Origin of the sequence: Streptomyces sp. NBC_00683 (genome assembly GCF_036226745.1) — a bacterium.
Classification (GTDB): domain Bacteria; phylum Actinomycetota; class Actinomycetes; order Streptomycetales; family Streptomycetaceae; genus Streptomyces.
In genome coordinates, this window is sequence record NZ_CP109013.1 from 5936112 (window position 1) to 5962493 (window position 26382).

26 protein-coding genes are annotated in these 26382 nt (G+C 69.8%); 11 read left to right on the top strand and 15 right to left on the bottom strand.

Annotated features, from left to right (window positions below; translation table 11 throughout):
* Positions 1 to 2: 2 nt before the first annotated feature.
* From OG257_RS26415 to OG257_RS26450, 8 genes are all read right to left on the bottom strand, one after another.
* On the bottom strand, positions 3 to 659 hold the full coding sequence (locus OG257_RS26415; RefSeq protein WP_329211381.1) for a response regulator transcription factor: 657 nt from the start codon (positions 657 to 659) through the stop codon (positions 3 to 5).
* A gap of 1 nt (position 660) precedes the next feature.
* Positions 661 to 1845 (bottom strand): sensor histidine kinase, encoded by a 1185-nt coding sequence (locus tag OG257_RS26420; protein WP_329211383.1) that lies wholly within the window; start codon positions 1843 to 1845, stop codon positions 661 to 663.
* 4 nt (positions 1846 to 1849) lie between these two features.
* Positions 1850 to 4054, bottom strand: coding sequence for an MMPL family transporter (locus tag OG257_RS26425; protein WP_329211386.1), 2205 nt, complete (start codon positions 4052 to 4054; stop codon positions 1850 to 1852).
* Positions 4055 to 4165: 111 nt separating this feature from the next.
* Positions 4166 to 4570, bottom strand: coding sequence for a hypothetical protein (locus OG257_RS26430; RefSeq protein ID WP_329211388.1), 405 nt, complete (start codon positions 4568 to 4570; stop codon positions 4166 to 4168).
* A 91-nt stretch (positions 4571 to 4661) separates the two neighbouring features.
* Positions 4662 to 5012, bottom strand: coding sequence for a hypothetical protein (locus tag OG257_RS26435; RefSeq protein WP_329211390.1), 351 nt, complete (start codon positions 5010 to 5012; stop codon positions 4662 to 4664).
* 49 nt (positions 5013 to 5061) lie between these two features.
* The gene (locus OG257_RS26440) at positions 5062 to 5757 is read right to left on the bottom strand and encodes a maltokinase N-terminal cap-like domain-containing protein (protein ID WP_329211392.1); all 696 of its coding nucleotides are present in this window, start codon (positions 5755 to 5757) and stop codon (positions 5062 to 5064) included.
* Between the two features lie 31 nt (positions 5758 to 5788).
* A complete protein-coding gene (locus tag OG257_RS26445) occupies positions 5789 to 5989 on the bottom strand; it encodes a DUF2191 domain-containing protein (protein ID WP_329211394.1) in 201 nt (66 codons plus the stop codon).
* Positions 5990 to 6098: 109 nt separating this feature from the next.
* On the bottom strand, positions 6099 to 6920 hold the full coding sequence (locus OG257_RS26450; RefSeq protein WP_329211396.1) for a serine hydrolase domain-containing protein: 822 nt from the start codon (positions 6918 to 6920) through the stop codon (positions 6099 to 6101).
* 74 nt (positions 6921 to 6994) lie between these two features.
* Between OG257_RS26450 and OG257_RS26455 the strand changes: the two genes are divergently transcribed.
* A complete protein-coding gene (locus OG257_RS26455) occupies positions 6995 to 7450 on the top strand; it encodes a MerR family transcriptional regulator (RefSeq protein ID WP_329211398.1) in 456 nt (151 codons plus the stop codon).
* A 4-nt stretch (positions 7451 to 7454) separates the two neighbouring features.
* On the top strand, positions 7455 to 8474 hold the full coding sequence (locus OG257_RS26460) for an aldo/keto reductase (protein WP_329211400.1): 1020 nt from the start codon (positions 7455 to 7457) through the stop codon (positions 8472 to 8474).
* Between the two features lie 46 nt (positions 8475 to 8520).
* On the opposite strand, the gene OG257_RS26465 is transcribed toward OG257_RS26460, so the two are convergent.
* The 5 genes from OG257_RS26465 to OG257_RS26485 form a co-directional block, all read right to left on the bottom strand.
* A complete protein-coding gene (locus tag OG257_RS26465) occupies positions 8521 to 9210 on the bottom strand; it encodes a response regulator transcription factor (protein ID WP_329211402.1) in 690 nt (229 codons plus the stop codon).
* Positions 9207 to 10595, bottom strand: coding sequence for a sensor histidine kinase (locus OG257_RS26470; protein WP_329211404.1), 1389 nt, complete (start codon positions 10593 to 10595; stop codon positions 9207 to 9209). Before OG257_RS26470 ends, OG257_RS26465 begins: the two co-directional genes overlap by 4 nt.
* A 163-nt stretch (positions 10596 to 10758) precedes the next feature.
* A complete protein-coding gene (locus tag OG257_RS26475) occupies positions 10759 to 11697 on the bottom strand; it encodes a DUF4429 domain-containing protein (RefSeq protein ID WP_329211406.1) in 939 nt (312 codons plus the stop codon).
* A gap of 86 nt (positions 11698 to 11783) precedes the next feature.
* On the bottom strand, positions 11784 to 12998 hold the full coding sequence (locus OG257_RS26480; protein WP_329211408.1) for an alpha/beta hydrolase: 1215 nt from the start codon (positions 12996 to 12998) through the stop codon (positions 11784 to 11786).
* Between the two features lie 224 nt (positions 12999 to 13222).
* Positions 13223 to 13891, bottom strand: coding sequence for a TetR family transcriptional regulator (locus OG257_RS26485; protein ID WP_329211411.1), 669 nt, complete (start codon positions 13889 to 13891; stop codon positions 13223 to 13225).
* Positions 13892 to 14005: 114 nt separating this feature from the next.
* Between OG257_RS26485 and OG257_RS26490 the strand changes: the two genes are divergently transcribed.
* A complete protein-coding gene (locus tag OG257_RS26490) occupies positions 14006 to 15616 on the top strand; it encodes an MFS transporter (RefSeq protein ID WP_329211413.1) in 1611 nt (536 codons plus the stop codon).
* Between the two features lie 196 nt (positions 15617 to 15812).
* Complete coding sequence (locus OG257_RS26495; RefSeq protein WP_329211415.1) at positions 15813 to 16238, top strand: peptidase inhibitor family I36 protein; 426 nt, start codon at positions 15813 to 15815, stop codon at positions 16236 to 16238.
* Positions 16239 to 16297: 59 nt separating this feature from the next.
* Here the strand turns inward: OG257_RS26495 and aceE are convergent, their stop codons facing one another.
* Positions 16298 to 19039, bottom strand: coding sequence for a pyruvate dehydrogenase (acetyl-transferring), homodimeric type (gene aceE, locus OG257_RS26500; protein WP_329211417.1), 2742 nt, complete (start codon positions 19037 to 19039; stop codon positions 16298 to 16300).
* A gap of 482 nt (positions 19040 to 19521) precedes the next feature.
* On the opposite strand from aceE, the gene OG257_RS26505 reads away from it, so the two are divergent.
* From OG257_RS26505 to OG257_RS26530, 6 genes are all read left to right on the top strand, one after another.
* Entirely contained in the window at positions 19522 to 19962 is a 441-nt protein-coding gene (locus OG257_RS26505) for a DUF3052 domain-containing protein (RefSeq protein ID WP_329211418.1), read from the top strand.
* A 164-nt stretch (positions 19963 to 20126) separates the two neighbouring features.
* A complete protein-coding gene (locus OG257_RS26510) occupies positions 20127 to 20585 on the top strand; it encodes a peroxiredoxin (protein ID WP_329211420.1) in 459 nt (152 codons plus the stop codon).
* A gap of 139 nt (positions 20586 to 20724) precedes the next feature.
* On the top strand, positions 20725 to 21300 hold the full coding sequence (locus OG257_RS26515; RefSeq protein WP_329211422.1) for a TerD family protein: 576 nt from the start codon (positions 20725 to 20727) through the stop codon (positions 21298 to 21300).
* A gap of 130 nt (positions 21301 to 21430) precedes the next feature.
* Positions 21431 to 22006, top strand: a complete 576-nt coding sequence (locus tag OG257_RS26520) for a TerD family protein (protein ID WP_329211423.1) — start codon at positions 21431 to 21433, stop codon at positions 22004 to 22006.
* A gap of 69 nt (positions 22007 to 22075) precedes the next feature.
* Positions 22076 to 23224 (top strand): DUF475 domain-containing protein, encoded by a 1149-nt coding sequence (locus tag OG257_RS26525; protein ID WP_329211425.1) that lies wholly within the window; start codon positions 22076 to 22078, stop codon positions 23222 to 23224.
* 147 nt (positions 23225 to 23371) lie between these two features.
* On the top strand, positions 23372 to 24106 hold the full coding sequence (locus OG257_RS26530) for a TerD family protein (protein WP_329211427.1): 735 nt from the start codon (positions 23372 to 23374) through the stop codon (positions 24104 to 24106).
* 33 nt (positions 24107 to 24139) lie between these two features.
* On the opposite strand, the gene OG257_RS26535 is transcribed toward OG257_RS26530, so the two are convergent.
* Complete coding sequence (locus tag OG257_RS26535; RefSeq protein ID WP_329211428.1) at positions 24140 to 25009, bottom strand: TerD family protein; 870 nt, start codon at positions 25007 to 25009, stop codon at positions 24140 to 24142.
* Positions 25010 to 25219: 210 nt separating this feature from the next.
* On the opposite strand from OG257_RS26535, the gene OG257_RS26540 reads away from it, so the two are divergent.
* On the top strand, positions 25220 to 26380 hold the full coding sequence (locus tag OG257_RS26540) for an HpcH/HpaI aldolase/citrate lyase family protein (protein WP_329211430.1): 1161 nt from the start codon (positions 25220 to 25222) through the stop codon (positions 26378 to 26380).
* Positions 26381 to 26382: the final 2 nt, after the last annotated feature.

Genomic DNA, 26382 nt, shown 5'->3' on the forward strand with positions numbered 1-26382 from the left:
GCCTACCGACGTCTGTCCAGCAGCCCGCGCTCAAGGGCTTTGACCACCGCGTGCGTACGGTCGCTGACGTCGAGCTTGGCGAAGACCCGCAGCAGATGCGTCTTCACCGTCGCCTCCGAGATGACGAGCCGCCGGCCGATCTCCACGTTGGACAGCCCGTCGGCGACCGCGCCCAGCACATCCACCTCCCGCCTGGTCAGCGCCACCGGAGCGGGCCTGCGCATACGGGCGACCAGGCGCGCCGCGACCCGCGGGGCCAGAACGGTCTCGCCCCGGGACGCGGAGTGGATCGCGTCCACCAACTGCTCGCGCGTGGTGTCCTTCAGCAGGTAGCCGACCGCGCCGGCCTCGACCGCGCGCTCGATCTCCGCGTCGGTGTCGTACGTGGTCAGGATCAGCACCCGGGTCCGGAAGCGGCCGGCGACGATCTCAGCGGTGGCACTCGTCCCGTCGAGGACGGGCATCCGCAGATCGACCAGCGCCACATCCGGCTCCAGCCGCTCCACGAGTTCGACAGCAGCCCGGCCGTCGCCGGCCTCGCCGACGATGTCGATGGTGGGCTCGTCGGCCAGCAGGGCGACGACCCCGGCCCGCATCACCGTGTGGTCGTCCACCACGACGACTCGGAGCCTGCCCTCCGGAAGTGCACTGCTCGTCATATCAGACCTGCCCGTTCGTGGGGATCATGGCGAGGACGCGGGTGCCGTCGCCGACCGAGCTGGTGACGGTGAGCTCACCGCCCAGTTCGGCCAGGCGTTTGCGCATGCCGTTGAGCCCGAAGCCGTGGGAGTCCTCGGTCACGAAGCCGCGGCCGTCGTCGGTGATCTCCAGTTCCACGGCGTGCGGCTGGGCCGTGAGCACCACCTCCACGGTGGAGGCCGCCGCGTGCTTGCGGATGTTGGCGAGGGACTCCTGCGTGCAGCGCAGGAGGGCGATCCGGGTCTGCTGGTCGCAGGCGACGTCCGGCAGTTCCGAGGCGAGGCCGATCCCGGTGTCCTCCGTGAACCGGTCCAGGGTCCGGCGAAGGGTGTCCGCCACGGAGCCTGCGGCGACACCGCTCTGCGGAGCCGCCCCCACCAGGACACGTGCCTCGGTGAGGTTCTCGCGTGCGGTGTTCTCGATCGCGAGCAGTTGCTGCGCGCTCCTGGCGGGATCGGTTTCCAGTCCGGACCGGGCCGCCTCCGCGAGCACGACGATGGACGCGAAGCCCTGGGCGAGGGTGTCGTGGATCTCCCGGGCCAGCCGTTCGCGCTCGTCCGCCGCACCCTGGCGCTTGTGTGCCTCGACCAGCCGGAGCCGGGCGCCCTCCAGCTCGGCGCTCAGCCGACGGGCACGCGCGTCACCGTCCTCGGCGACACGGCGCAGTCCCAGCCCGACCAGCACGCCCGCCGCGTAGCCGATCAGCGTGAAGACGACGTTCCCGGTGAAGAACTCCCCGTCCCAGCCCTGCCGTACGACGTTGCCGGCCACCACCCCCGCGCACGCGAGGCCGCTGACGGCGATCGCGGCCCGCGTGCTCGTGGTGTAGATCCAGAAGTGCGGCAACGTCACGACGAAGAGTGCCGCGCCACCGTCGAGCAGGTACGACATCGCGCCGAGGCCCACGACGAGTACGTACAGATACGGAAGCGGGCGCAGGACGGGGTTGCCCGGGAACAGTCCCACCGCTCCGTAACACAGCGCGAGCACGGCCAGCAGCGCCAGCGTCGGGTACCTCGTCGTTCCGGGTGCGTCCGCGACCGCGATGGCCGGCGGCACCACACCCAGCAGCACCCACAGGACGGCGTTCCACCGGTGCAGTGACGGTACGGGCAACTCGTCGTCGGGCTGTGGCCGTTGATCCATCGCGTCAGCCTACTTTTTCCAGCGGCGCGGCGGCAGGGAACCCGTCCCGTGCACCGCGCGCGGGGCGGGCGGGCCACCAGGCGCGCTCGCCGAGGAGCAGCAGGACCGACGGCAGGACCATGAGCCTGATGACCACGGCGTCCAGGAGGACGGCCACGGCCAGACAGAATCCCATCTGCTTCATCTCGGTGAGGTGCAGGGCCACGAACGCACCGAACACCGTCACCATCACGATCGCCGCACTCGTCACCACCTTGGCCGAGCGGTTGATGCCCTCCAGCACCGCCTCGCGGGCCGGCATGCCGTTCTGCCTGGCCTCCTGGATCCGGCTGACCACGAACACCTGGTAGTCCATCGACAGGCCGAAGAGGATCACGACGAGGAACAGCGGCACCCTGGACGCGATCGCGCCGAGCGAGTCGAAGGCCAGCAGGCCCTCCGCCCATGTCCCCTGGAAGAACAGGACCAGCATGCCGAGCGAGGCACCGGCGGACAGCAGATTGAGTGCGACGCCGACGAGGCCGATGACCACCGAGCGGAACGCCCACGCGGTCATCAGGAAGGTCATCAGCAGCAGGAACCCGATCACCAGCGGCAGTTTGCCGCTCTCGTGGGCCACGTAGTCGCGGCCCCGGGCCACGTCGCCGCTCACCCCCGTCTCCACGTCGGACAGTTGGCCGACGGTCGCGGGGATGTGGTCCTGGCGGAGGTGGACGAGTGACTCGATCGCCTCGGCGGAGGGCGCGGGGAAGGGGACCGCGAGTTCCAGCACACTGATCCTGCCGTCGGCCGATGTGCGCACCGTCGGCTCGGTGTCCCCGGCGAACAGCGGGTCGGCCTGGGCGCGGCGGCCGAGGTCCGCAAGGGCCCGCTTCACCTGGGCGGCCCGCTCCGGGGCCGAGCGGGCGACCACCTCGTGCTTGACGAAGAGCTCGGGGAAACTCCCGGTCAGCCGGTCGTGGACCTGCATGGCCGGGATGTCGCGGGAGAAGGTGTCCTTGCCCGGGTCGACGAGCTTCAGTCCGAGCGCGGGTGCGGCCAGGCCGAGCATGACGAGGACCGACAGGCACAGGGTGAGGACGGGGCGGGTCCGGGCGGGCCGCAGGAGGGCGCCGAACACCCGCCCGGTCTCCGGCTTCGCGGTCGGGGCCGGCTTCCCGCGCTTCGCACGGCGGGCTGCCTTGCGGGAGGCGAGGCGTTCGGTCCGGTGGCCGATCTTGACCAGCAGTGCCGGGAGGACCGTGAGCGAGCTGGCCACGGCGACCGCCACGACGAGGATGGTGCCGGTCGCCAGCGAGGAGAAGATGACGTCGCCGGCCAGATACAGGGTGGCCGTGGAGACGATCACGGCGAGGCCCGACACCACGATGGCCCGGCCCGCGGTCGCCGCCGCCAGCTCCACGAGGGCTTCCGAACTCAGCCGGCCGCCTGCGCGGGCCCGTTCCTCACGCTCACGCTTCAGGTAGAAGAGCGTGTAGTCGACGCCCACCGCCAGGCCGATGAGCAGGATGAGGTTCATCCCGACTCCGGCGTCGGGGAGAAGGTGCGAGGCGATCATCGACAGCCCGATGGCAGCGGCGATCGAGGAGAGAGCCAGCAGAAGCGGCACACCAGCCATGACCACCGAGCCGAACACGACCAGCAGGGTGATGACGGTGACGGGCAGGCTGATGCGTTCGGAGAGGGCGAGATCCTCTCCGCGCTGGTCGTTGACGCCCTTGCTGATGGCAGGGGATCCGGTCTCCTCCACCACCAGGTCCGGGTGGTTCGCGCCCACCGCCGCCGTCTGCTCCAGGAGCGGCACGACGTTCTTCCGGCCCTCCAGCTCGGGGCCGTTCAGGACCACGGAGACCAGTAGGACCTTGCCGTCCTTCGAGCGGACGGGAGCCGCCACGCTCTCCACCTCGGGCAGGTTCCGCATCCGCTCGGTCACGTCCTGGGCCGCCGAACCGGCCGCGGTCAGGTCCAGCGGCCCTGACCTGGCCCGGATCATGATCCGCTCGGTGGGCGAGCGCTCCAGGCCGCCTTCGGTCGCCATCGCCTCGGCGCGTCCCGCCTCACCGACCCAGAAGTCCTTGGTGGTGGCTTCGTTCGTGCCCACCGCGATGCCGGCTCCGAGGCACAGAACGACGAACGCGAACCAGCCGACGATCGCCCGCCATGCGTGCCGGGCGCTCCATCGGGCCATGCGTACAGGTAGTTGTCTCATGCCAGAAATCCTGGCCGCAGAGGTACCGCGCCCGGCACGTCCTGCCGGTTGAACCTCTTGTCCACCGGCCGGTGGACAACGAGGCTGGGGCCACCCCTACCCGTAGGGAACTCAGGCTTTCGCTTCCCTGGGCTTGTCCAGCTCACGCATCGCCTCGCCGTGGGCGCTCATCCGGCGCGTCACCGTGCCGGTGGTGAAGAGCGCCGCGCCGACGACCGACACCGGCAGGGACAGGCCGAGCAGGGCGACGGCCTCCGGCCAGTCGCGTTCGTCCGCGCAGTAATCCCCGCGGAACAAGCCCTCGTTGGCGGTGCCGCGGTCGGTGAACAGCCGCGACTCGCACTCCTGCGGGTACTTGTCGTCGGGCGTCTCGTCGACCGCGTACGGCGTGAGCAGCAACACGGCACACCACACCCACAGCAGCGCGGCCAAGGACAGCAGGGCCAGGCCCCAACTGCGTATGCGCGTGGCCCGGTCGCGGAAATCCTGGTCGTACTCGTGTGATCGTGATCGCATAGCGGCCGAATCTAGCGGAGCCCGTCCACGGAGGTCCGCCGCGGTGGTGGCCGACCGGCGGGACGGGGCCCGGTCGGCGGTTCGCGCGCGGTCAGCACCGGCGATGCCACCACGCCGACCCCGCGTCCGCCGCGGGCTCGTGGTGGGTACGCCCGAGCAGCACCTCGTCCAGGCGTCCGACCTGCGCCCGGAGTTCCGCCGAGGCCCTCGGCGGCAACAGGGACAGTGCCTCCTGCAGCGTGTCCCTGGCCCAGCCCCCGCCGCAGCACGGGCAGGTGAACTCGGCCTCCCACTGCCTCCACCTGCGTTCGGTTCCGTGGACGCGGGCGGACCACACGCTCATGGCGACGGACACGACGCCCGGAGTCAGCCGCTCCCGTTCGAGCACGCGGACGGCTGCGTTCGCCGCTCCCGAAAGGCCGGGAACGTCGCGGTAGCGCACCCAGGGAGCGCTCCAGCGGTGTTCCCGCTGCCGAAGAGATGCCGGCCTTCTACGAGGCACGGCCCCTTCGCGCATCGTTCTGTGCCCCGGAGTCCGTGTGCAGGACGGCGAACAGCCCCCGGGCCCGGGCGCCGTCCACCGTGCTCCAGGAACCGGAGACGTGGCCGGCCGCTCCCCGCGGCAGCGACGGCGAACCGTCCGGGGCGGGCCGCAGGGCCCGGTGCAGGCGGATGGTCGCGCCGGGCGCGACAGTCAGGGTGGTGCCGTCCCGGTCGTCCGTGGCTGTGGTGGTGAAGGCCGTCGAGACCGGTCCCTCACCGATGTAGGAGCGGGTGACTTCCCGGTCGGGGGTGTTGCTGGTGTTCTGGTCCTGGGCCTGCACCCGGCCCTCGATCAGGGCGGCGAACCGGTCGACCAGCACCGGGTCGTGGCAGCCGTCGTAGGCCCAGCGCCGTCCCAGCACCCCGTGCTCCATGGTGCCCACGAGAGCGTGCTCCGCCCCGTCGAGCGGGGCACCGCGATAGGTGAGCGGCACCAGGTAGGCGGTGGGGTGAGGGCCGGAGGCGTCGGTGACCACGATGAACTCGATCCCCACCTCGCCCTGCGGGTCGTCCAGCCGGAAGCCGCCGGATCTGGCCGGCTCGGGTTCACCCGCGCCGCCGCGGTACCACGGGCGGGAGGGCAGCCAGGAGGCGAGCAGTTCCAGCTTTGTCGGTGCGAGGGCGGTGCGGTGGATGACGGCCATGCGGAAAGTTCTTTCCCTTGAGTCGCAGTGGTCAGCCCTGAGGATCCTGCGGTTTGACCTCGACCTCGCGCAGGCTCTGCTCCCTGAGCTCGGTGCGTGCCTCGGTGCGGTGTCCCCGGGCGATGTAGTCACGCACGACCGCCTCGACCGCGTCCTGGGGCGAGCCGATACCGGCCAGGACCATCACTTCCACCACCAGTTCGGCATCGAGGCTGATGCTGACCTTGGCCACGAGCGACCCCCTTCGTCGGTCGGGGACTCTAACAGCCGCACAGCAGCGACCCGTTCCCGCAGCTGTGTGGCACAGGACGACGACGGGGCGCACGTCGCCCGGTACGGCACTAGCTACCGGCCGCCAGCTCCTGGAGTACCGCGTCGGTGAACGGGGTCCAGACCTCGGCGGCCCACGGGCCGAAGGCCCGGTCGGTCAGGGCGACGCAGGCCGCGCCCGCCGCCGGGTCGATCCACAGGAACGTGCCGGACTGGCCGAAGTGGCCGAAGGTCGCGGGGGAGGACGAAAGGCCCGTCCAGTGCGGCGACTTGGAGTCGCGGATCTCGAAGCCGAGCCCCCAGTCGTTGGGGTTCTGGTGGCCGTAGCCGGGGAGTACGCCCTTGAGGCCCGGGTGCACGACGGTCTGGGCCTCGAGCACCGTACGCGGGTCGAGGAGCCGGGGTGCCTGCACCTCGGCGGCGAAGCGGACCAGGTCGTCGACGGTGGAGACGCCGTCCCTGGCCGGCGAGCCGTCCAGCGTCGTGGCCGTCATGCCCAGCGGTTCCAGGACCGCCTGGCGTACGTACTCGGGGAAGGGGATCTCGGTGGCCTTCGCGATGTGGTCGCCGAGCACCTCGAAACCCGCGTTGGAGTACAGCCGGCGGTTGCCGGGAGGGGCGGTGACCCGGTGCTCGTCGAACGCGAGGCCGCTGGTGTGCGCGAGGAGGTGGCGGACGGTGGAGCCCTCGGGGCCGGCCGGCTCGTCCAGCTCGACCGCGCCCTCCTCGTACGCCACCAGTGCCGCGTACGCCGCGAGCGGTTTGGTGACGGACGCGAGCGGAAAACGGTGCGCGGTCGGACCGTGCGCACCGGCGAGGGTGCCGTCCGCTCGTACGACAGCCGCCGCCGCGGTGGGGACGGGCCAGTTCTCGATCATCGCCAGGCTCTGCATGCAAATGAGCCTAAACCGAGAACGCCGCCGAATCCGCTTGCTTGGAGTGCACTCCAAGGTTCTAGCGTGGAGGTATGACGGTGATGGCAAGCACTTCCGCACGGACCGACACCTGCGCCTCGGCCCCCAAGGCCCATCCGCGCCCCGAGGGCCGGGACCGCTACACCATCAGCGAGGTCGTCGCCTTCACGGGACTCACCGCGCACACCCTGCGCTGGTACGAGCGGATCGGGCTGATGCCGCACGTCGACCGTTCGAACACGGGCCAGCGCCGCTTCAGCAACCGCGACCTGGACTGGCTGGCGTTCGTCGGCAAGCTCCGGCTGACCGGGATGCCGGTCGCGGACATGGTCAGGTACGCGGAACTGCTGCGCGAGGGCGAGCACACGTTCGAGGAGCGGCAGGAACTCCTGGAAGCGACCCGACGCGACGTGAAGACGCGGATCGCGGAGCTCCAGGACACCCTCGCCGTACTCGACTTCAAGATCGACTTTTATGCGGGCGCCCGTGCGGCGTCGGAAAGGCCCTGACGACATGAGCGACAACAGCACCGGCCGGATCGCGACCGTGGAGCTCGGCGGCGGTCCCCGGGTCGGCGTCCAGGGGCTCGGCTGCATGGGGATCAGCGAGTTCTACGGTGACACCGACGAAGCGGCCGCCCGGGACACCCTGGAAGCGGCGCTGGAGGCGGGTGTCACCCTCTTCGACACCGCGGACGTCTACGGGCGCGGCGCCAACGAGACGTTCCTCGCGCCCTTCGTCGCCGCGCACCGCGACGAGATCACGCTGGCCACGAAGTTCGCCATCGAGCGGACCGACGACCCGCACTACCGGGGGGTGCGCAACGACCCCGCGTACATCCGGCAGGCCGTCGAGGACAGCCTGCGCCGGCTCGGCACCGACGTCATCGACCTGTACTACATGCACCGCCGCGACCCGCTCGTCCCGCTCGCCGAATCGGTCGGCGCGATGGCCGAACTGGTGCGGCAGGGCAAGGTCAAGCAGCTCGGGCTGAGCGAGGTGACCGGGGCCGAGCTCCGCGAGGCGCACGCCGTGCACCCGATCGCCGCCCTGCAGTCCGAGTGGTCGCTCTTCAGCCGGGACGTGGAGCGCAGTGCCGTGGGCGCCGCCGCCGAGCTCGGAGTGACCCTCGTGCCGTACTCGCCGCTCGGCCGCGGCTTCCTGACCGGGGCGTTCGCCGACGCGGGCAAGGACCTGTCACAGGGCGACTTCCGCCAGCACCAGCCACGGTTCACCGGCGAGAACGCGAAGACGAACGCGGCCCTGCTGGAGCCCGTCCACAAGATCGCGGCGGCACACGGTGCGACGGCCGCGCAGGTCGCCCTCGCATGGGTGCAGCAGCGCGCCGAAGTACACGGACTGGCCGTGGTGCCGATTCCCGGCACCCGTAAGCGCAGCCGTCTGCTGGAGAACACCGGGGCGACCCGGCTGACCCTGACGGGGCAGGAGCTGGAGCAACTGGAGCCCATCGCCGGGCAGGTCGCCGGGGACCGCTACCCGGACATGAGCAGCACCTCGGCCGCACGCGAGTAGCTGCCGCGCGGGGGCGCGCCCGGGGTGCGGCACGCACGTGCCCCGGTCACGCCTCCGCGGCTCCCGGCGTCACCAGCCCCGACTCGTACGCGAAGATCACCGCCTGTGCCCGGTCCCGCAGATCGGCCTTGGCGAGTATCCGTGAGACGTGTGTCTTCACCGTCTGCTCCGCGACCACCAGCCGACCCGCTATCTCCTGGTTGGACAGGCCGCGGGCCACCAGTTCGAGTACCTCCGTCTCGCGCGGCGTCAGCCCCCGCAAGCGCAGGGCGGGGCCGCTCCGGAAGGCTCCGGACGGCCGCTGGCGTGCGAAGTCCGCGATCAGCCGACGGGTCACGGACGGCGCGAGCAGCGCGTCCCCGGCGGCCACGACACGTACCGCCGAGATCAGGTCGGCCGGGGGCGCGTCCTTCAGCAGGAAGCCCGATGCCCCGACGCGCAGCGCCTCGTACACGTAGTCGTCCACGTCGAAGGTGGTCAGCATCAGCACCTTCGGCCGGTGGGACTCCCCGGCGGACGGGGACAGCAGCTCGCGGGTCGCGGCCAGCCCGTCCATCTCCGGCATCCGGACGTCCATCAGGACCACATCGGGACAGAGGCTGCGGCTGACCTCGACGCCCCGCAGACCGTCCGGCGCCTCTCCCACCACATCGATGTCGCTCTGCGCCGACAGCAGCGCCGCGAACCCCGCCCTGACCATGGCCTGGTCGTCAACGATGATCACGCGGATGCTCAAGAGTCCTCCGAGGCCGGGGAATTCGACGGGACCGGGCGGCCGGACAGCGGAAGCCGCGCGGCGACCCGGAAGCCGCCGTCGGGCAGTGGGCCGGTGTCCAGCGTGCCGCCGGTCAACCGTACGCGTTCACGCATCCCGACCAGCCCGTGCCCCGTTCCGGCCGTCTCCAGCGGTGAACCGGGGCGCTGCGCACGGTCGTTGACGACCAGGACCGTCACGTGCCCGTCGGCCGTCGTGACCGAGACCCGGGTGCGCGCCCCCGGGGCGTGCCGGACCGCATTGGCCAGAGCCTCCTGCACGATGCGGTACGCGGACAGGTCGACGGCCTGGGACAGGCCGTCCCCCACCGCCTTCGGCACCTGCGCACCCATCGAGAGCTCCACGGGAAGCCCCGACCGCACCGTGGCCTCCACCAGCTGCTGTATCCGGTCGATCCCCGGCTGGGGTGCCCGCTCCCCGTCCGTACCGTCGCTGCGCAGCACCGAGAGCAGCCGCCGCATCTCCGTCAGCGACTCGCGCGCACTCGCCGCGATCGCCTCGAACTCCGCGCGCGCCTCCTCGGGCAGCCCGCCGATCCGGTACGGGGCCGAGTCGGCCTGCACCGTGATCACGGACATGTGGTGTGCGACCACGTCGTGGAGCTCGCGGGCGATCCGGGTCCGCTCCTCCAGGAGCGTCCGCCCGGCACGCTCGGCCTCACTGATCGTCTCCTGCTCGGCGAGCCTGCGCTGCGCGTCGCCCCGTTCCCGCAGCGCCGCCGCGACGACCAGCACCACCGCGCCGAGGACGATCAGCAGCACGGCACTGCCGTTGCTGCGGCCGGGCGCGATCACGTGCAGCAGCAGGCCCGCCGCGCCCGTCATCAGCCAGACGGCCGTCAGGGTCCTCCGGGGCTCGCGCAGGCCCAGCGCGAACAGCACGAAGAGGTAGCCGATGATCACCGGGGGCGTCCAGGGCCAGATGGTGTCCGCCGGGTCCGTGACCGCGGCCGGCAGCGGCCGGACGCCGAACTCCGTGGCCGTGGGCCGCAGCAGGATCAGGGCGCCGACGACGTCCGCGCCGAAGACGATCCACCAGGCCTGCAGCGGCCGGTGCGCCAGCATCAGCAGCGGTGCCGCCTGAGCGACGGCGAGCACCCCCGCCGTACCGCCCCCCAGGCCGTAGTCCGAGATCAGGACGCTGTACGTGACGGGGACGAACAGGAGGGCGAGGAGAGCGACGGCCACGTACGGCACGAGCCGCCGCCGGCGCTTCGGGGCGTCCGCGAGGAGAGGGACCGGCGGATGGGAGGGGTGGGAGAGCGCGTGGGCGAACCCGCGCAGATGACGGGCGGCGGCGCTCAGCAGGCCGTCGGCGGGCTCGGGGTGACCGGAGGAGGTGGACATCGCCCGCTCAGCCTAGGCAGCGTGCCGGCTCGTGGCGTCATACCCCGGTGCTGTCGCGCGACGGGCCTACCCCGTACCGGGGTAGGGGGAGGGGCTCCGCCCGCAGGCAGGGAACGGCCCGCCCACAACAGCTCCGCCCGCTCGTCGCCGCCCGGCTCGGCCCCTACAGCTCCGCGAGCAGCTGCGCCTTCTTCGCGCTGTACTCGTCGTCCGTCACCAGACCGGCCTGGTGCAGCTCCCCGAGGTGCCGGATCCGCTCGGCGATGTCCGCCGGATCACGCCGCCCGCCGCCCACCACGGCGGGGGCTGTCGCGACGGGCACCGACTGGGTCCTGCGCACGGATTCCAGCACGGCCGCGGCGAAGGGCAGCGACTCGTGCACCGGCCCGTAGCCGAGGCCGAAGACGACAGCGGCCGGATCCTGGTCCACCGGTATGTGCGGGACGGCCGGATGCGGGGCGCCCTGCGCCGTGTCCGGCCCGAGGGTGTGCACCGGACCGCCCTCGTCCGCGTCACCGGCCGCGCCGCGCGTCACCAGCCGCAGGTAGCCCTCGAGCGCCTCCGGCGACCGCCACTGCACGCCGCTGAGATCGGCCACCGGGAAGGTCTGGTCGCCCGCCTTCCACTTGGCGCTGGACGCGCCCGTCCAGGACCACCGGAAGGAGACCCGGACCCCGTCGAAGCCGGCCCGCCCGTCGTACGCCTTGAAGTTCATCGGCGCCTCGGGGGCCGTGACCAGGAAGCGGTCGGCATGCTTCGCCGCGTCCGGTCCGAGCAGGGCCCGCAGCTCGTCGGCGTAGTACTCGGCGAGCGTTTCGCGTTCGGCGGGCAGCACCAGCCGGTAGGGGTCGCAGCCGTCCTTCAGCTGCCCCGCCGCAGCCTCCAGCAGCGGATCGGCGCCCGGTCTCGGCACCGCGTGCAGGACCACCGTCCCCCGCCTGCCCGGGGTCAGTGTCACCGACGACAGCGCCGCATACGGAATGCGGCGCTCACGCAGGCTCTGGAAGAGCCTCGGCGTGCGGATCCCCCGTTCGAAGCGGATGAGCAGGGAGTCGGTATCGAACTCCCAGGTGGCATGAATTCCGGCCAGCACATCACCCATGTGCCTCATCGTATGCGGCACAGGCTCGCACGTCCCCCCTCGGTACAGGCAATCCCCGCAAGGCCGTTCACGGTTCTCTACGCGCGTCAGGCTTCCGGATCACCGGAAATCTCGCGGTGGCACGCCCGGTCGGTGCTCGCGCAGCTGACCGTGTCGAAGGCCCCGACCCCGATGGCGGCGAAGTTGCTGAGGCTGTCCGTGCCCGGCTCGAAATAGCCGCTGTGCCCGACCGCGCCGTTCGCCGACACGATGCGCGCGCCGAACTCCGGGTCGACCGGGTCGGCGCCGTGCCCGAGCCCGCCCACGGCCATGTTCGGCACGTCCTGGATCCAGTCGTCGCCGTCCCGCATCGCCCACACCCTGGCGCCGGTGTCCAGCGCCTCGGCACTGTCCGCGCGCATGCCCGGACTGCCGGCGACCGCGATGTCGGACACCCTGGAGGGCAGCTCGCCCTTCGCGGCGACCCCGCACAGCACCGAGCCGTAGCTGTGGCAGAACAGCGAGACGGCCGAGGTGCCGGGCAGCGCCTCCACGAGCGCGTTCAGCCGCACCGCCCCGTCCGCGGCGAGTCCGCCCAGGGCGGCGTCCATGCCGATACCGGCGGGCGCGGTGTAGTCCGCCCACGCGATGACGGCCGTACGGGTCCCGGGACGGGCCGCGCGCTCGGCGCCGTACAGCTGCTGCGCCATGCCGACGGGGGCGGCGTTCTTCTTGCGGCCGGTGCGTTCCAGGGTCAGCAGGTTCGTGTCGACGCCCGGAACGATCACGGAGATCCGCTTCGCCCGGTCGAGGTCGCCGAACACCTCCGCGGCGTGGCCCCTGCCGGACGGGTCGAAGGCGAGGATCTGCCGGTCCCCGGCGAGCATCGACCGGAAGCGGGCAAGCCGGAGCACCGCCTGGTGGCGGCCGTCGGGCGAGAGTCTCGTGTCCTGCGTCCGCTGCTGTTCCACGGTTTCGGCCAGGGCCAGCGCATGCCGGTTGGCGCGGTAGCGAAGGGTGACCGGGGCGCCGTTCAGATTCCCCACCACGAGCGGGTACTTGTCGGCCAGAGCGACCTGCTGGCCCGCGGTGAGCGTGGCGAAGAAGTGAGCCAGCCGGTACGGCGGCGCGTCGGTGTCCGGGAGGGCGTGACCGGCTATCCGGTCACGGGCCCAGGAAGCGAACGCGATCTCGCGTGGCGCTTCGGAGTGTTGATGACGCACGGCGGTCCACCCGGTGGTCGCCAGCATCACGAACACCACCGCCACGGCGAGCAGAGCGCGCCAGGCGGTGAGCGTGGGGGAGGAGTCGAAGGAAGTCACTGAGCCCCACCCTAGGAGACGCGTACAGGCCGTCGTGATGGGGGTGACGCACATCACCCGGCTGCGAGGAATTCGGCGGCGTGACCTCACCCTCCGTGTGTGCGGAGCCCACGCTCCGGCGCGCCGGGAGCCCGTTCGGGACCCCGAAAGCGTAATGGGGCCGGGGCATTGTGAGTTGGGACATGCCGCGGTGGTGAGGTGTGCGGCACAGATGTTCGGTACGCCTAAGTGGTGCGCCAGTCCCCGGCAAGTGCTGGTCCGAGCCGGTCCAGGTGCATTTCGGTCAGCGCCCGGAGCGCGTCCACGCTCGCGTCCTGCCGTCGTCCCCACAGCTGTCCGGTCAGCCGCATCACCCCGGAGAACGCCGCGACGGCCACCCGGGGCCGTGGGTCCGTCTCCGGGTCCAGTCCCTCACGCTCCGCGATCAGCAGAGCCACCTGGTGCTCCAGATCGACGCTGCGCCGCATGAGGGCGGCGAGCAGTACGGGGGTCGATTCGATCATCTGGAAGGTGCGCATGTGGAGTTCGACGGTGACGTCGTCCTCGAGGGCGTCGGCGATGCTGTCCCAGGCGTTCAGGGTGGCCCTGCGCATCGCCTCGAAAGGGGCCTCCGCGGCGGGGCGTTGACGCAGTTCCGCGAGGAAGTGCGACTCCCCCATCTCCTGGACGGCGAAGGCCACCGCCTCCTTGTTCGCGAAGTAGCGGAAGAAGGTGCGCTGGGAGACGTCGACCGCGTCGACGATCTCGTCGACGGTGGTCCGGTCGTACCCCTGGGTGGTGAAGAGCTCCAGGGCGGCGTGCAGCAGAGCCTCACGGGTGCGCTGTTTCTTGCGTTCGCGCAATCCGACCGGAGCCGCGAAAGCGGGGGCTCCGGATGTCTGCCTGCGTGTCACGTAGAGGTCCTCTTTCTGTCGCTTTGACCTGATCAGCCTACCTGTGAGCTACGTGACAGTTACTGACTTGTGAATTGGTTTGTCAACTGTCAGCCGCTGACATAATCTCCCCGCATGACTAGTCAGACCACAGTCGAGAAGGCGCCGCGGGAGCCCGAAGACACCCTTGTTCCCGCACCGGCGAAAGGGCTGCGCGGCCACCCCTGGCTGACGCTCTTCGCCGTCGCCATCGGCGTGATGATGGTTGCGCTCGACGGCACGATCGTCGCGATCGCCAACCCCGCGATCCAGCAGGACCTCGGCGCCTCGCTCGCCGACGTCCAGTGGATCACCAACGGCTACATGCTCGCACTCGCGGTCTCCCTGATCACCGCGGGCAAGCTCGGTGACCGCTTCGGCCACCGCCAGACCTTCCTGATAGGCATCGCCGGATTCGCCGCGGCCTCGGCGGCCATCGGCCTCGCCGACAGCGTGACGGCGGTGATCGTCTTCCGTGTGCTCCAGGGCCTCTTCGGCGCCCTGCTGATGCCCGCGGCGCTCGGCCTGCTGCGCGCCACCTTCCCCGCCGAGAAGCTGAACATGGCGATCGGCATCTGGGGCATGGTGATCGGCGCCTCGACCGCCGGCGGTCCCATCCTCGGCGGTGTGCTCGTGGAGCACGTCAGCTGGCAGTCCGTCTTCTTCATCAACGTGCCGGTCGGCGTGATCGCGCTGGTCTTCGGTCTGGTGATCCTCAAGGACCACCGTGCCGAGAACGCGGCCAAGTCCTTCGACATCGGCGGCATCGTGCTGCTGTCGCAGGCGATGTTCTGCCTGATCTGGTCGCTCATCAAGGGCTCCGAATGGGGCTGGGGCGACGCCAGGACCCTCGGCTTCCTCGGCGCCGCCGTGGTCCTGTTCTTCGTGTTCGCGCTCTCCCAGAAGAACGTCCGCGAGCCGCTCATCCCGCTGGCCATGTTCCGCTCCGTGCCGCTCTCGGCCGGTGTGGTCCTGATGGTGCTGATGGCCTTCGCCTTCATGGGCGGGCTGTTCTTCGTCACCTTCTACCTGCAGAACGTCCACGGCATGAGCCCGGTCGACAGCGGTCTGCACCTGCTGCCGCTGACCGGAATGATGATCGTCGGCTCGCCGCTCGCCGGCGCGGCCATCACCCGGTTCGGCCCGCGCGTGCCGCTCGTCGGCGGCATGGTGTCCGTCGCGATCGCCATGTTCGGCATGTCGCAGCTGACGATCGGCACCGGCACCCTGACCATGTCGCTCTGGTTCGCGCTGCTCGGCTTCGGCCTCGCACCGGTCATGGTCGGCGCCACCGAGGTCATCGTGGGCAACGCCCCGCTGGAGCTCTCCGGTGTCGCGGGCGGACTGCAGCAGGCCGCGATGCAGGTCGGCGGCAGCCTCGGTACGGCAGTCCTGGGCGCCGTCATGGCCTCCCAGGTCGACGCGAAGCTCGGTGACAACTGGAAGGCCGCCGAACTCCCGCCGGTGAATTCCGCCCAACTGGAGCAGGCGTCCTCGGCCATCAAGGTCGGTATGCCGCCGGTGGCACCCGGCACCCCGCCGGAGGTCGCCGCGAAGATCGCGGGCGTCGCCCATGACACGTTCGTGTCGGGCATGAGCTCCGCGTTCATGGTCGCCGGCATCGTCGCCGTGGTCGCCGCCCTGGTCGCCATGCTCACCAAGCGCGGTGCGAATGCCGATGCGTCCGCGGGAGCCGGCCACATCTGATCCCGCACCGCCCCGGCGCACCCGCTGCGCCGCGGCGTCAACACAGTGCACCCGACAGCCCCGCCGGACTCCTCCGGCGGGGCTGTCGCCTATCAGGGTGGTCCCGGGCCCCACCCCTTCCCGGCGCGCCGCCCCGCAGGTCAGAGTGCGGACACCGAGCCACTCAGGCTCGCTCGACCACGGGGGTTGATCCACCATGCGTACGACCGTTCTCGCCGCCACCCTGGCGGCCACCGCGCTCGTCCCGGCCACGGCTCTGGCCGGCACAGCACCCGCCGCCCACCACGGGCCCGACGCCCAGGGGCGCTCACGGAGCGCCCCGCAGGCCGCACCGGCGGGGCTCGCGCCGTGCGGGGCCGGGCAGCTCTGCCTCTGGGCGAAACCCGACTTCACCGGGCCCAGGCAGACCCATGAACTGTCCACGGTCGATGTCGAGAGCTGCGTCCCCCTGCCGGCCGGCGGCCACGCCCAGGCCCTCGTCAACCGCACCGGGCGCCCCGTCACCACCTACCAGTCGGCCGAGTGCGAGGAGACCGGCGAGTTCGAGACCTACCCGGGCGGCGGCACCTGGGTGCCCCGCTCCCCGTACACGGTGAGGGCCTTCAAGATCTGGGAGAACTGAACGCCGAAGGGCGGCGGGACCTTGAGGTCCCGCCGCCCTTCACACCATGCTCCGCGCCGTTACGCGTCGCCGCCGGCGGGACCCGGGTCGGCCGCCGCCACATCCAGGAGCGCGTACCGGTCGACCGCCGTCTTCAGCGCCGAACGGTCGATCCTGCCCTCCTTCGCCAGCTCCGTGAGCACCGCGAGCACGATCGACTGCGCGTCGATGTGGAAGTAGCGGCGAGCCGCCCCACGGGTGTCGGCGAAGCCGAAGCCGTCGGCGCCCAGCGACTGGTACGCACCGGGCACCCAGCGCGAGATCTGGTCGGGCACCGAACGCATCCAGTCCGAGACCGCCACGAACGGGCCCTCGGAGCCGGAGAGCTTCTGCGTCACGTACGGGACGCGCTGCTCCTCCTCGGGGTGGAGCAGGTTGTACCGCTCCACGTCCACGGCCTCGCGGCGCAGCTCGTTCCAGGAGGTCGCCGACCAGACGTCCGCCTTCACGTTCCACTCGTCGGCGAGGATCTGCTGCGCCTCGACCGCCCACGGGACGGCCACACCGGACGCCATGATCTGGGCCGGGATCTGGCCCTTCTCGCCGCTCCTGTAGCGGTACACGCCCTTGAGGATGCCGTCGACGTCCACATCGGCGGGCTCGGCCGGGTGCTGGATCGGCTCGTTGTACACCGTGAGGTAGTAGAAGACGTCCTCGTTCTCCTCGGGCGTCCCGCCGTACATCCTGCGCAGACCGTCCTGGACGATGTGCGCGATCTCGTACCCGAACGCCGGGTCGTACGCGACACAGCCCGGGTTCGTCGAGGCGAGCAGCTGCGAGTGTCCGTCCGCGTGCTGGAGGCCCTCACCGGTCAGCGTCGTCCGGCCGGCGGTCGCACCCAGCACGAAGCCGCGCGCGAGCTGGTCGGCCATCTGCCAGAACTGGTCGCCGGTCCGCTGGAAGCCGAACATCGAGTAGAAGACGTACACCGGGATCAGCGGCTCGCCGTGCGTGGCGTACGCGGAACCGGCGGCGATCAGCGAGGCCGTGCAGCCCGCCTCGGAGATGCCGTCGTGCAGCATCTGGCCGGTCGGCGACTCCTTGTAGGCGAGGAGGAGGTCACGGTCCACCGCCTCGTACTGCTGGCCGAGAGGGTTGTAGATCTTCGCACTCGGGAAGAAGGCGTCCATGCCGAAGGTGCGGTACTCGTCGGGCGCGATCAGCACGAAACGCTTGCCGATCTCCTTGTCCCGCATGAGGTCCTTCAGGACGCGGACGAACGCCATGGTGGTGGCGATCGACTGCTGACCCGAACCCTTCTTCGCAGTCGCGTAGGCCTTGTCGTCCGGCAGCGGGAGCGGCTTGGCACGCACCACACGGGTCGGGACGTAGCCGCCCAGACCCTGGCGGCGGTCGTGCATGTACTGGATCTCTTCCGAGTCGCGGCCCGGGTGGTAGTAGGGCGGGTAGCCCTCGTCCAGCTGCTTGTCCGTGATCGGGATGTGCAGCCGGTCACGGAAGCGCTTGAGGTCCTCGACCGTGAGCTTCTTCATCTGGTGGGTCGCGTTGCGGCCCTCGAAGTTCGGCCCGAGCGTCCAGCCCTTGACCGTCTGCGCCAGGATCACCGTCGGCTGGCCCTTGTGGGCCTTGGCCGCCGCGTACGCCGCGTAGACCTTGCGGTGGTCGTGGCCGCCGCGCCCCAGGTGCAGGATCTGGTGGTCGGACATGTCCTTGACCATGTCGCGCAGCCGCGGGTCGTCACCGAAGAAGTGATCACGGATGTACGCACCCGTCTCGGTGGCGTACGTCTGGAACTGGCCGTCCGGCGTGGTGTTCAGCTTGTTGACCAGGATGCCCGTGCGGTCCTGCGCGAGCAGCGGGTCCCAGGTGCGGTCCCAGACCAGCTTGATGACGTTCCAGCCGGCACCGCGGAACTGCGACTCCAGCTCCTGGATGATCTTCCCGTTGCCGCGCACCGGGCCGTCGAGGCGCTGCAGGTTGCAGTTGACCACGAAGGTGAGGTTGTCCAGACCCTCACGGGCGGCGATGGAGAGCTGGCCGAGCGACTCGGGCTCGTCCATCTCGCCGTCACCGAGATAGGCCCACACATGCGACTTGGAGGTGTCGGCGATGCCGCGCGCCTCCATGTAGCGGTTCATCCGGGCCTGGTAGATCGCGCCGAGCGGGCCGAGGCCCATCGAGACGGTCGGGAACTCCCAGAAGTCCGGCATCAGCCGCGGGTGCGGGTAGCTGGACAGTCCGTGCGGTGCCTTCGACTTCTCCTGGCGGAACGCGTCGAGCTGCGTCTCGCTCAGCCGGTCGAGCAGGAAGGCGCGGGCGTAGATGCCGGGGGAGGCGTGCCCCTGGAAGAAGATCTGGTCGCCGCCGTCGCCCTGGTCCTTGCCGCGGAAGAAGTGGTTGAAGCCCACGTCGTAGAGCGAGGCGGAGGAGGCGAAGGTGGCGATGTGGCCGCCGACGCCGATCCCGGGGCGCTGGGCGCGGGAGACCATCACCGCGGCGTTCCACCGGGTCGCGTTGAGTACCTTGCGCTCGATCTCCTCGTCGCCGGGGAAGAACGGCTCGTCCTTCGTGGCGATCGTGTTCACGTAGTCCGTGCTGCGCATCTCCGGCACGGCGACGCGCTTCTCCCGCGCGCGCTCGATGAGCCGGAGCATCAGGTAGCGGGCCCGCTCACGGCCCCGCTCGTCGACGGCGGCGTCGAGGGAGTCGAGCCATTCCTGGGTCTCTTCTGGATCGAAGTCCGGGACCTGGCTCGGAAGGCCGCCAATGATGATCGGATTGCGATCGGATCCGGAAGCCACGCTGTTCCTTCGCTGTTCGGTGGTGCTCTTCGGGGCCTGGTTGCGGGGGAACGTACCCCCGGGGCGTCTGCTGTACGCCGACTCCATCGTGTACCGCGAGGGCGTAAACGTCATCTCTACTGTGGGGTAACACAGGGTTCACGGACGCCGGGTCCGGGAACGAGTATCGGCGGCACGAGGGCGCTCCGGCCCAAACCGCAACCATACGCCCAACCCGGCCATGTGTTCCCAAAGGCTGTTCGACTCCGAATGGCGGACCGAAACGGCATAAGCTGAGTAAGGACGTAAAGGGTCCGGACACCATCGCCGGCCCCGCAGGAGACATGCCGGAAGTTGCGGCGACGTGGCAGGGAACGTCACCGTTTAGGCGGTCTCGGACGCCGGGTACTTGCGCGATTCGCCGAGCCCGTGTGGACTACGGCCAATGCCCCGCGCACGCGCGTGGCTGAAGCATTTTCCGAAACATGATCAGGAGGCAACCCGTGAGCGCGACCGCGGACCACGCGGAGGAACGGACCAACACGGCCGCAAGGCTTGGGTTCGAGCCCGGACAGGTGGTCCAGGAGATCGGCTACGACGACGACGTCGAGCAGGAGCTCCGTGAGGGCATTGAGGCCACAATCGGCCAGGAACTCGTCGACGAGGACTACGACGACGTCGCTGACGTCGTCCTGCTCTGGTTCCGCGACGAGGACGGCGACCTTACGGACGCGCTGGTGGATGCCATTGGTCTGATCGAGGACGGTGGGGCGGTCTGGCTGCTGACGCCCAAGACCGGCCGCGACGGATACGTCGAACCGAGCGACATCAACGAGGCTGCCCAGACAGCTGGTCTCGCCCAGACCAAGAGCATCAGCGCGGGCAAGGACTGGACGGGCAGCCGTCTGGTCACCCCCAAGGGGGCCAAGGCCAAGCAGCGCTGAGCGTTCTTTCCATCATCGAGGCCCCCGACGGCACTGCGCCGCCGGGGGCCTTCGTACGCGCCCGTCCGGGCCTGCTCGGGTCCGGCCCGGAGCCCTGCGTAGGGTGTGAATCACCCGGACGGACCAGTCCGGGTCAGTGGTGACGTTGCGAAGGGATGCGTTTCATGGCGATCGAGATCGGCACGCCTGCTCCGGATTTCGAACTGAAGGACAACCACGGGCGGACCGTGAAGCTCTCCGACTTCCGCGGTGAGAAGAACGTCGTCCTCCTCTTCTACCCGTTCGCGTTCACCGGCGTCTGCACGGGCGAGCTCTGCGCGCTCCGCGACGAACTGCCGAACTTCGAGAACGACGACGTCCAGCTGCTCGCCGTCTCGAACGACTCGATCCACACCCTGCGTGTCTTCGCCGAGCAGGAGGGTCTGGAGTACCCGCTGCTCTCCGACTTCTGGCCGCACGGCGCGACATCCCGGGCATACGGCGTCTTCGACGAGGAGAAGGGCTGCGCGGTGCGCGGCACCTTCATCATCGACAAGGAGGGCGTGGTCCGCTGGACCGTGGTCAACGGCCTGCCCGACGCGCGTGACCTGAACGACTACATCAAGGCGCTGGACTCGCTCTGATCCCGGATCTCCTGGGGGCGCCCGGCCAAAAGCCTGTTTTGGCCGGGAACCGGTCACTAGGATCCAATCGTTGATCCGATGCCAACGCACGACGGGGGCGCTGGTGTCTGCCGGCCCTCTCAACACTTTTGGAGGACTCGTGGGAGTCAGCCTCAGCAAGGGCGGCAACGTCTCGCTGACCAAGGCCGCGCCGAACCTGACCGCGGTCATCGTCGGTCTGGGCTGGGATGCCCGTACCACCACCGGTGGTGACTTCGACCTCGACGCCAGCGCTCTGCTGACGAACACCGAGGGCAAGGTCGGCAGCGACGGGAATTTCGTCTTCTTCAACAACCTCAAGAGCCCCGACGGCTCGGTCGAGCACACCGGTGACAACCTCACCGGTGAGGGCGAGGGCGACGACGAGGTCATCAAGGTGAACCTCGCCGGTGTCCCGGCCGACGTCGACAAGATCGTCTTCCCGGTCTCCATCTACGAGGCCGAGAGCCGCCAGCAGAGCTTCGGCCAGGTGCGCAACGCGTACATCCGCGTGGTCAACCAGGCGGACAACAGCGAGCTCGCGCGCTACGACCTGAGCGAGGACGCGTCGACGGAGACCGCCATGGTCTTCGGCGAGCTCTACCGCAACGGCGCGGAGTGGAAGTTCCGTGCCATCGGCCAGGGGTATGCCTCGGGTCTGCGCGGTATCGCGCAGGACTTCGGCGTCAACGTCTGAGCCGACTCAGCTCCACCACGTCCGGCGCCGCACGATGTGCGGCGCCGGACGCAGCTCGGCAGAGCGCCGCGCCCCTCCCACGGGCGTCGTGCGTTCGAAAGACCGTCCATCGACTCGGGGAGGACACAGCATGGGCGTCACGCTTGCCAAGGGAGGCAATGTCTCCCTCTCCAAGGCCGCACCCAATCTCACCCAGGTGCTGATCGGGCTCGGCTGGGACGCACGATCCACGACCGGAGCCGACTTCGACCTCGACGCCAGCGCGCTGCTGTGCCAGTCGGGCCGGGTGCTCGGTGACGAGTGGTTCGTGTTCTACAACAATCTCACCAGCCCCGACGGCTCCGTCGAGCACACCGGCGACAACCTCACGGGTGAGGGCGAGGGCGACGACGAGTCGGTCATCGTGAACCTCACCCAGGTTCCCGCCCACTGCGACAAGATCCTTTTCCCGGTCTCGATTCATGAGGCCGACAATCGGGGTCAGACGTTCGGGCAGGTCAGTAATGCTTTCATCCGCGTGGTCAACCAGGCGGACGGCCAGGAGCTGGCGCGCTACGACCTCAGTGAGGACGCCTCCACCGAGACGGCGATGATCTTCGGTGAGCTCTACCGGTACGGCGGGGAGTGGAAATTCCGTGCAGTGGGGCAGGGGTACGCGTCGGGGCTTCGGGGCATCGCTCTAGACTTCGGGGTCAACGTTTCGTAAAGCCGCGCACGGCGCGGGGGAGCCCCGTACTCAGTCGGGGGAGACCCGTACAACATGATGGGGTAGCCAGTGGTCCTGAAAACCTTCGGCTGGTCGTTCGCGGTCACCGCGCTCGGCCTGGTCGCAGCGGTGATCTACGGGGGGTGGCAGGCCTTCGGAATCGTCGCGATCCTGTCCGTCCTGGAGATCTCGCTGTCCTTCGACAACGCGGTGATCAACGCCGGAATCCTGAAGAAGATGAGTGCCTTCTGGCAGAAGATCTTCCTCACCATCGGTGTGCTCATCGCGGTCTTCGGTATGCGGCTGGTCTTCCCTGTCGTGATCGTTGCCATCAGCGCAAACCTCGGGCCCATCGAGGCCATTGATCTTTCTTTCAATGACCCCGACCGCTACAAGGAACTGGTGACGGACGCGCATCCGTCCATCGCCGCCTTCGGTGGCATGTTCCTGCTGATGATCTTCCTCGACTTCATTTTCGAGGACCGGGACATCCAGTGGCTGCGCTGGATCGAGCGTCCGCTCGCCAAGCTCGGCAAGGTCGACATGCTGTCGGTCTGCGTCGCGCTGATCGTCCTGCTGATCTCGGCCATGACGTTCGCGACCCACGCGCACCAGCACGGTGGCGGGCACGCGGACAAGGCGGAGACCGTACTGCTCTCCGGCATCGCCGGTCTGATCACCTACCTCGTCGTCGGCGGTCTCTCCGGATTCTTCGAGAACAAGCTCGAGGAGGAGGAGGAGCGCGAGCACGAGGCCGAGGAAGAGGCCAGGAAGGCCGGTAAGCCGGTCTCCGCGGTCGTCCTCGCCGGCAAGGCCGCGTTCTTCATGTTCCTCTACCTCGAGGTGCTCGACGCGTCCTTCTCGTTCGACGGTGTCATCGGCGCCTTCGCCATCACCAACGAGATCGTGCTGATGGCCCTCGGCCTCGGTATCGGTGCCATGTACGTCCGTTCGCTCACCGTGTACCTGGTCCGCCAGGGCACGCTGGACGACTACGTCTACCTGGAGCACGGCGCGCACTACGCGATCGGCGCGCTGTCCGTCATCCTGCTCGTCACCATCCAGTACGAGATCAACGAGCTCATCACCGGGCTCGTCGGCGTCGTGCTGATCGGCTGGTCCTTCTGGTCCTCGGTGCGGCGCAACAAGGCGCTCGAGGCAGCCGGCGGCGACGGCGGCGGCTCCGATTCCAAGGCGGAAGTCTCCTCCGGGGTGTGACCCGGTAGGGATTGAGGAACGCTCTCTCTGCGGGGCGGCCCACAGCGGCGGGTCTCCGGGAACACCCGGACCCGGCCGGTGGCCGCCCCGCAGTGACGTTCGGGGCGTGTGCGGGGTCGGGCTCTACCGATACATGTGGGGGTTGGGATGGCCTTCTGGGACAGCCTGTGGCCGGGGCGGGAAAACCAGTTCGAGTCGGGCAGTGCCGCGACGAACTCCATCGTGCTGTCCAGGCGGCACGCCACGGTCTCGCTGAACAAGCAGGGAGCCCTGTCGGGGAATCTGCGCGTCAACCTCTCCTGGCGGATGCGCACCTCGGACATCGAGGGCAGGTCGCGGCAGAGCGGCAGGCTGCTCCGCCCGCTGAAGCTCTTCACCCCCGATGTGGTCCAGGCGCACACCCAGGGTGTGGTCAACGTCGACCTGGACCTGGGCTGCATGTACGAGCTGACGGACGGCACCAAGGGTGTCGTGCAGCCGCTGGGCAACCTGATCGGCGATCTGAACGCCCCGCCGTACATCCGGCTCAGCGGCGACGACCGCTTCGGCGCACCGTCGGGCGAGACGGTCTACGTCAACCTCGACAAGCGGGACGAGATCAAACGGCTGCTGTTCTTCGTGTACATCTACGACCAGACCCCGGCCTTCGACCGCACGCACGCCAAGGTGACGCTCTATCCGGGCAACGGCCCGCGGATCGAGATCGAGCTGGACGAACGGGCACCGCAGGCCCGCTCCTGCGCCGTCTTCACGGTGGACAACGTCAAGGGCGAGCTGATCGTGCGCCGCGAGGTGAAATTCGTATACGGCTTCCAGTCGGAGCTGGACCGGCTGTACGGCTTCGGCATGCAGTGGGGACGCGGCTACAAGACGCGGGCCTGAGTGAGCACCGTGAAGGGCGACCGCGCCGCCGGCTCAGGGCCGGATGAACTGCGGGCCCTGCGGGGGGAGCACGAACGCCGGATCGGGAGCGTGCGCCGCCGCGGCCGCGGGCTGCGGGTAGCCGTAGGCGGGCGGTGCGGAGGCGGGCTGCGGGTAGCCGTAGCCGGGCGCCGAGGTCGGCTGCGGGTAGCCGTAGGCCGGCTGGGGCTGCGCGGCGGGCTGCGGGTAGCCGTACGCGGGCTGCTGGTGCTGGACCGTGGCCTGCGAGTCGGGGCCGGACACGGCCGCCGAGGGCGCCGACGTGGTGGTTTCGGGAACGGGCGGGGTCGGGTCCGGCTCCGCGGCCGCCTCCGCCTCGTCGACCGAGATCCCGAACGCGGTGGCCAGTCCGACCAGGCCCGTCGGGTACCCCTGGCCCACCGCGCGGAACTTCCAGCCGTCGCCGCGCCGGTAGAGCTCGCCGCAGATGATGGCGGTCTCCTCGCCGGTCTCCGCGCGCACATCGAAGACGGCGAGGGGATCGCCGTCCGCGGACGCGGAGTCGTACAGCGATATCCGCAGGTCACGTACCTGTTCGAAGGCCGCTTCGTCGCAGGACGCCGCGATGACCACCTGGTCCACGGACGGGTCGAGCGCGGAGAGGTCCGCCTCGATGGTGTCCGTCAGTCCGCCGGCGGCACTGCGCTTGGGCAGCCGTCGCACCAGGCCCGAGGGATGCCGGGGCTGGTTGTAGAAGACGAAGTCCTCGTCCGAACGCACACGGCCCGAGGCGCCGAGCAGCAGCGCGGAGGCGTCCACGTCCGGGACCCCGGCGCCCGGGGTCCAGCGCAGCACAGCCCGTACGGCCATGGCGTCGAGAGGGACGTTCGAGCCCTTCAGCATCGCGTGCGTCATGCCGGTCATCCTGCCTGCTCGTGGGCCTCCCGGACAACGCGGGGGTCCGAACACGCGGGTAGGAGGTGTCAGCAGGCGGAGTCGGGACACTCCGCGAAGAGTGTGAGAAATGGCCGGGTTACCCGAAGTTCATACTCTTGGGGAACTGTCGACACCTGTCCGTACGTACTATTACCGGCCATACGTTGTCCGGCCTGTCAGGCAGTACGGGGGAATCACATGCGTCATTTCGGGCACATCTCGCCCACTGCCCGAGAGGGCCTGTTCTTCCGGGAGCCGTGCGAATTCGACGCAGGCTCCTCCGCCCGCATGCTCTCGGTGGCCCTCGGCGCCACCCTCTACAGCCCGGCGACCCGGCCGCAACTGGCCGAGGACGTGATCAAGCAGGCCAGGCGCGGCGTCGTCTCGATGGTGCTCTGCCTGGAGGATTCGATCGACGACGCCGAAGTCGTCGGCGCCGAGGCGAACCTGGTCAGACAGTTCGCCGATCTTGATTCGCGGGGTGTCGAACTTCCGCTGCTCTTCATCAGGGTCCGCGAGCCGGAACAGATTTCCGATCTCGTGGAGCGCCTCGGCACCTCGGTCCGATTGTTGTCCGGATTTGTACTTCCGAAATTCACGGAGGAGCGGGGAGAGCTGTTCCTGGAGGCCCTCACCGCGGCGGAAGCCGCCGGCGGGTGCCGGCTGTTCGCGATGCCGGTCCTCGAATCGCCCGAGCTGCTGCACCTGGAGACCAGGGGCGACGCCCTCCGCGGAATCGCCCGCACCGTCGACAAGTACCGGGACCGCGTCCTCGCGCTGCGCCTCGGCGTCACCGACTTCTGCTCCGCGTACGGTCTGCGCCGGGCCCCCGACATGACGGCGTACGACGTCCAGATCGTCGGCGCGGTCATCGGTGACGTCGTCAACGTGCTGGGCCGTGCCGACGGCACCGGCTTCACCATCACCGGGCCGGTGTGGGAGTACTTCCGCCTCCAGGAGCGCATGTTCAAACCGCAGCTGCGCCGCAGCCCCTTCATGGGCCGTGCCGAGGAGCTGCGCACCGCCCTCATCGAGCACGACCTCGACGGACTGCTGCGCGAGATCGAGCTCGACCGGGCCAACGGGCTGCTCGGCAAGACCTGTATCCACCCGTCCCACGTCCTGCCGGTGCACGCACTGTCGGTCGTGAGCCACGAGGAGTTCAGTGACGCGCAGGACATCCTGCGGCCGGAACGGGGCGGCGGCGGGGTGCTGCGCTCGGCGTATACGAACAAGATGAACGAAGTGAAACCCCACCGCGCCTGGGCCGAGCGGACCCTGCAGCGGGCCGAGGTCTTCGGAGTGGCCAAGGAGGACGTCGGCTTCGTCGAGCTCCTGGCCGCGGGTCTGGCGGACTGAGT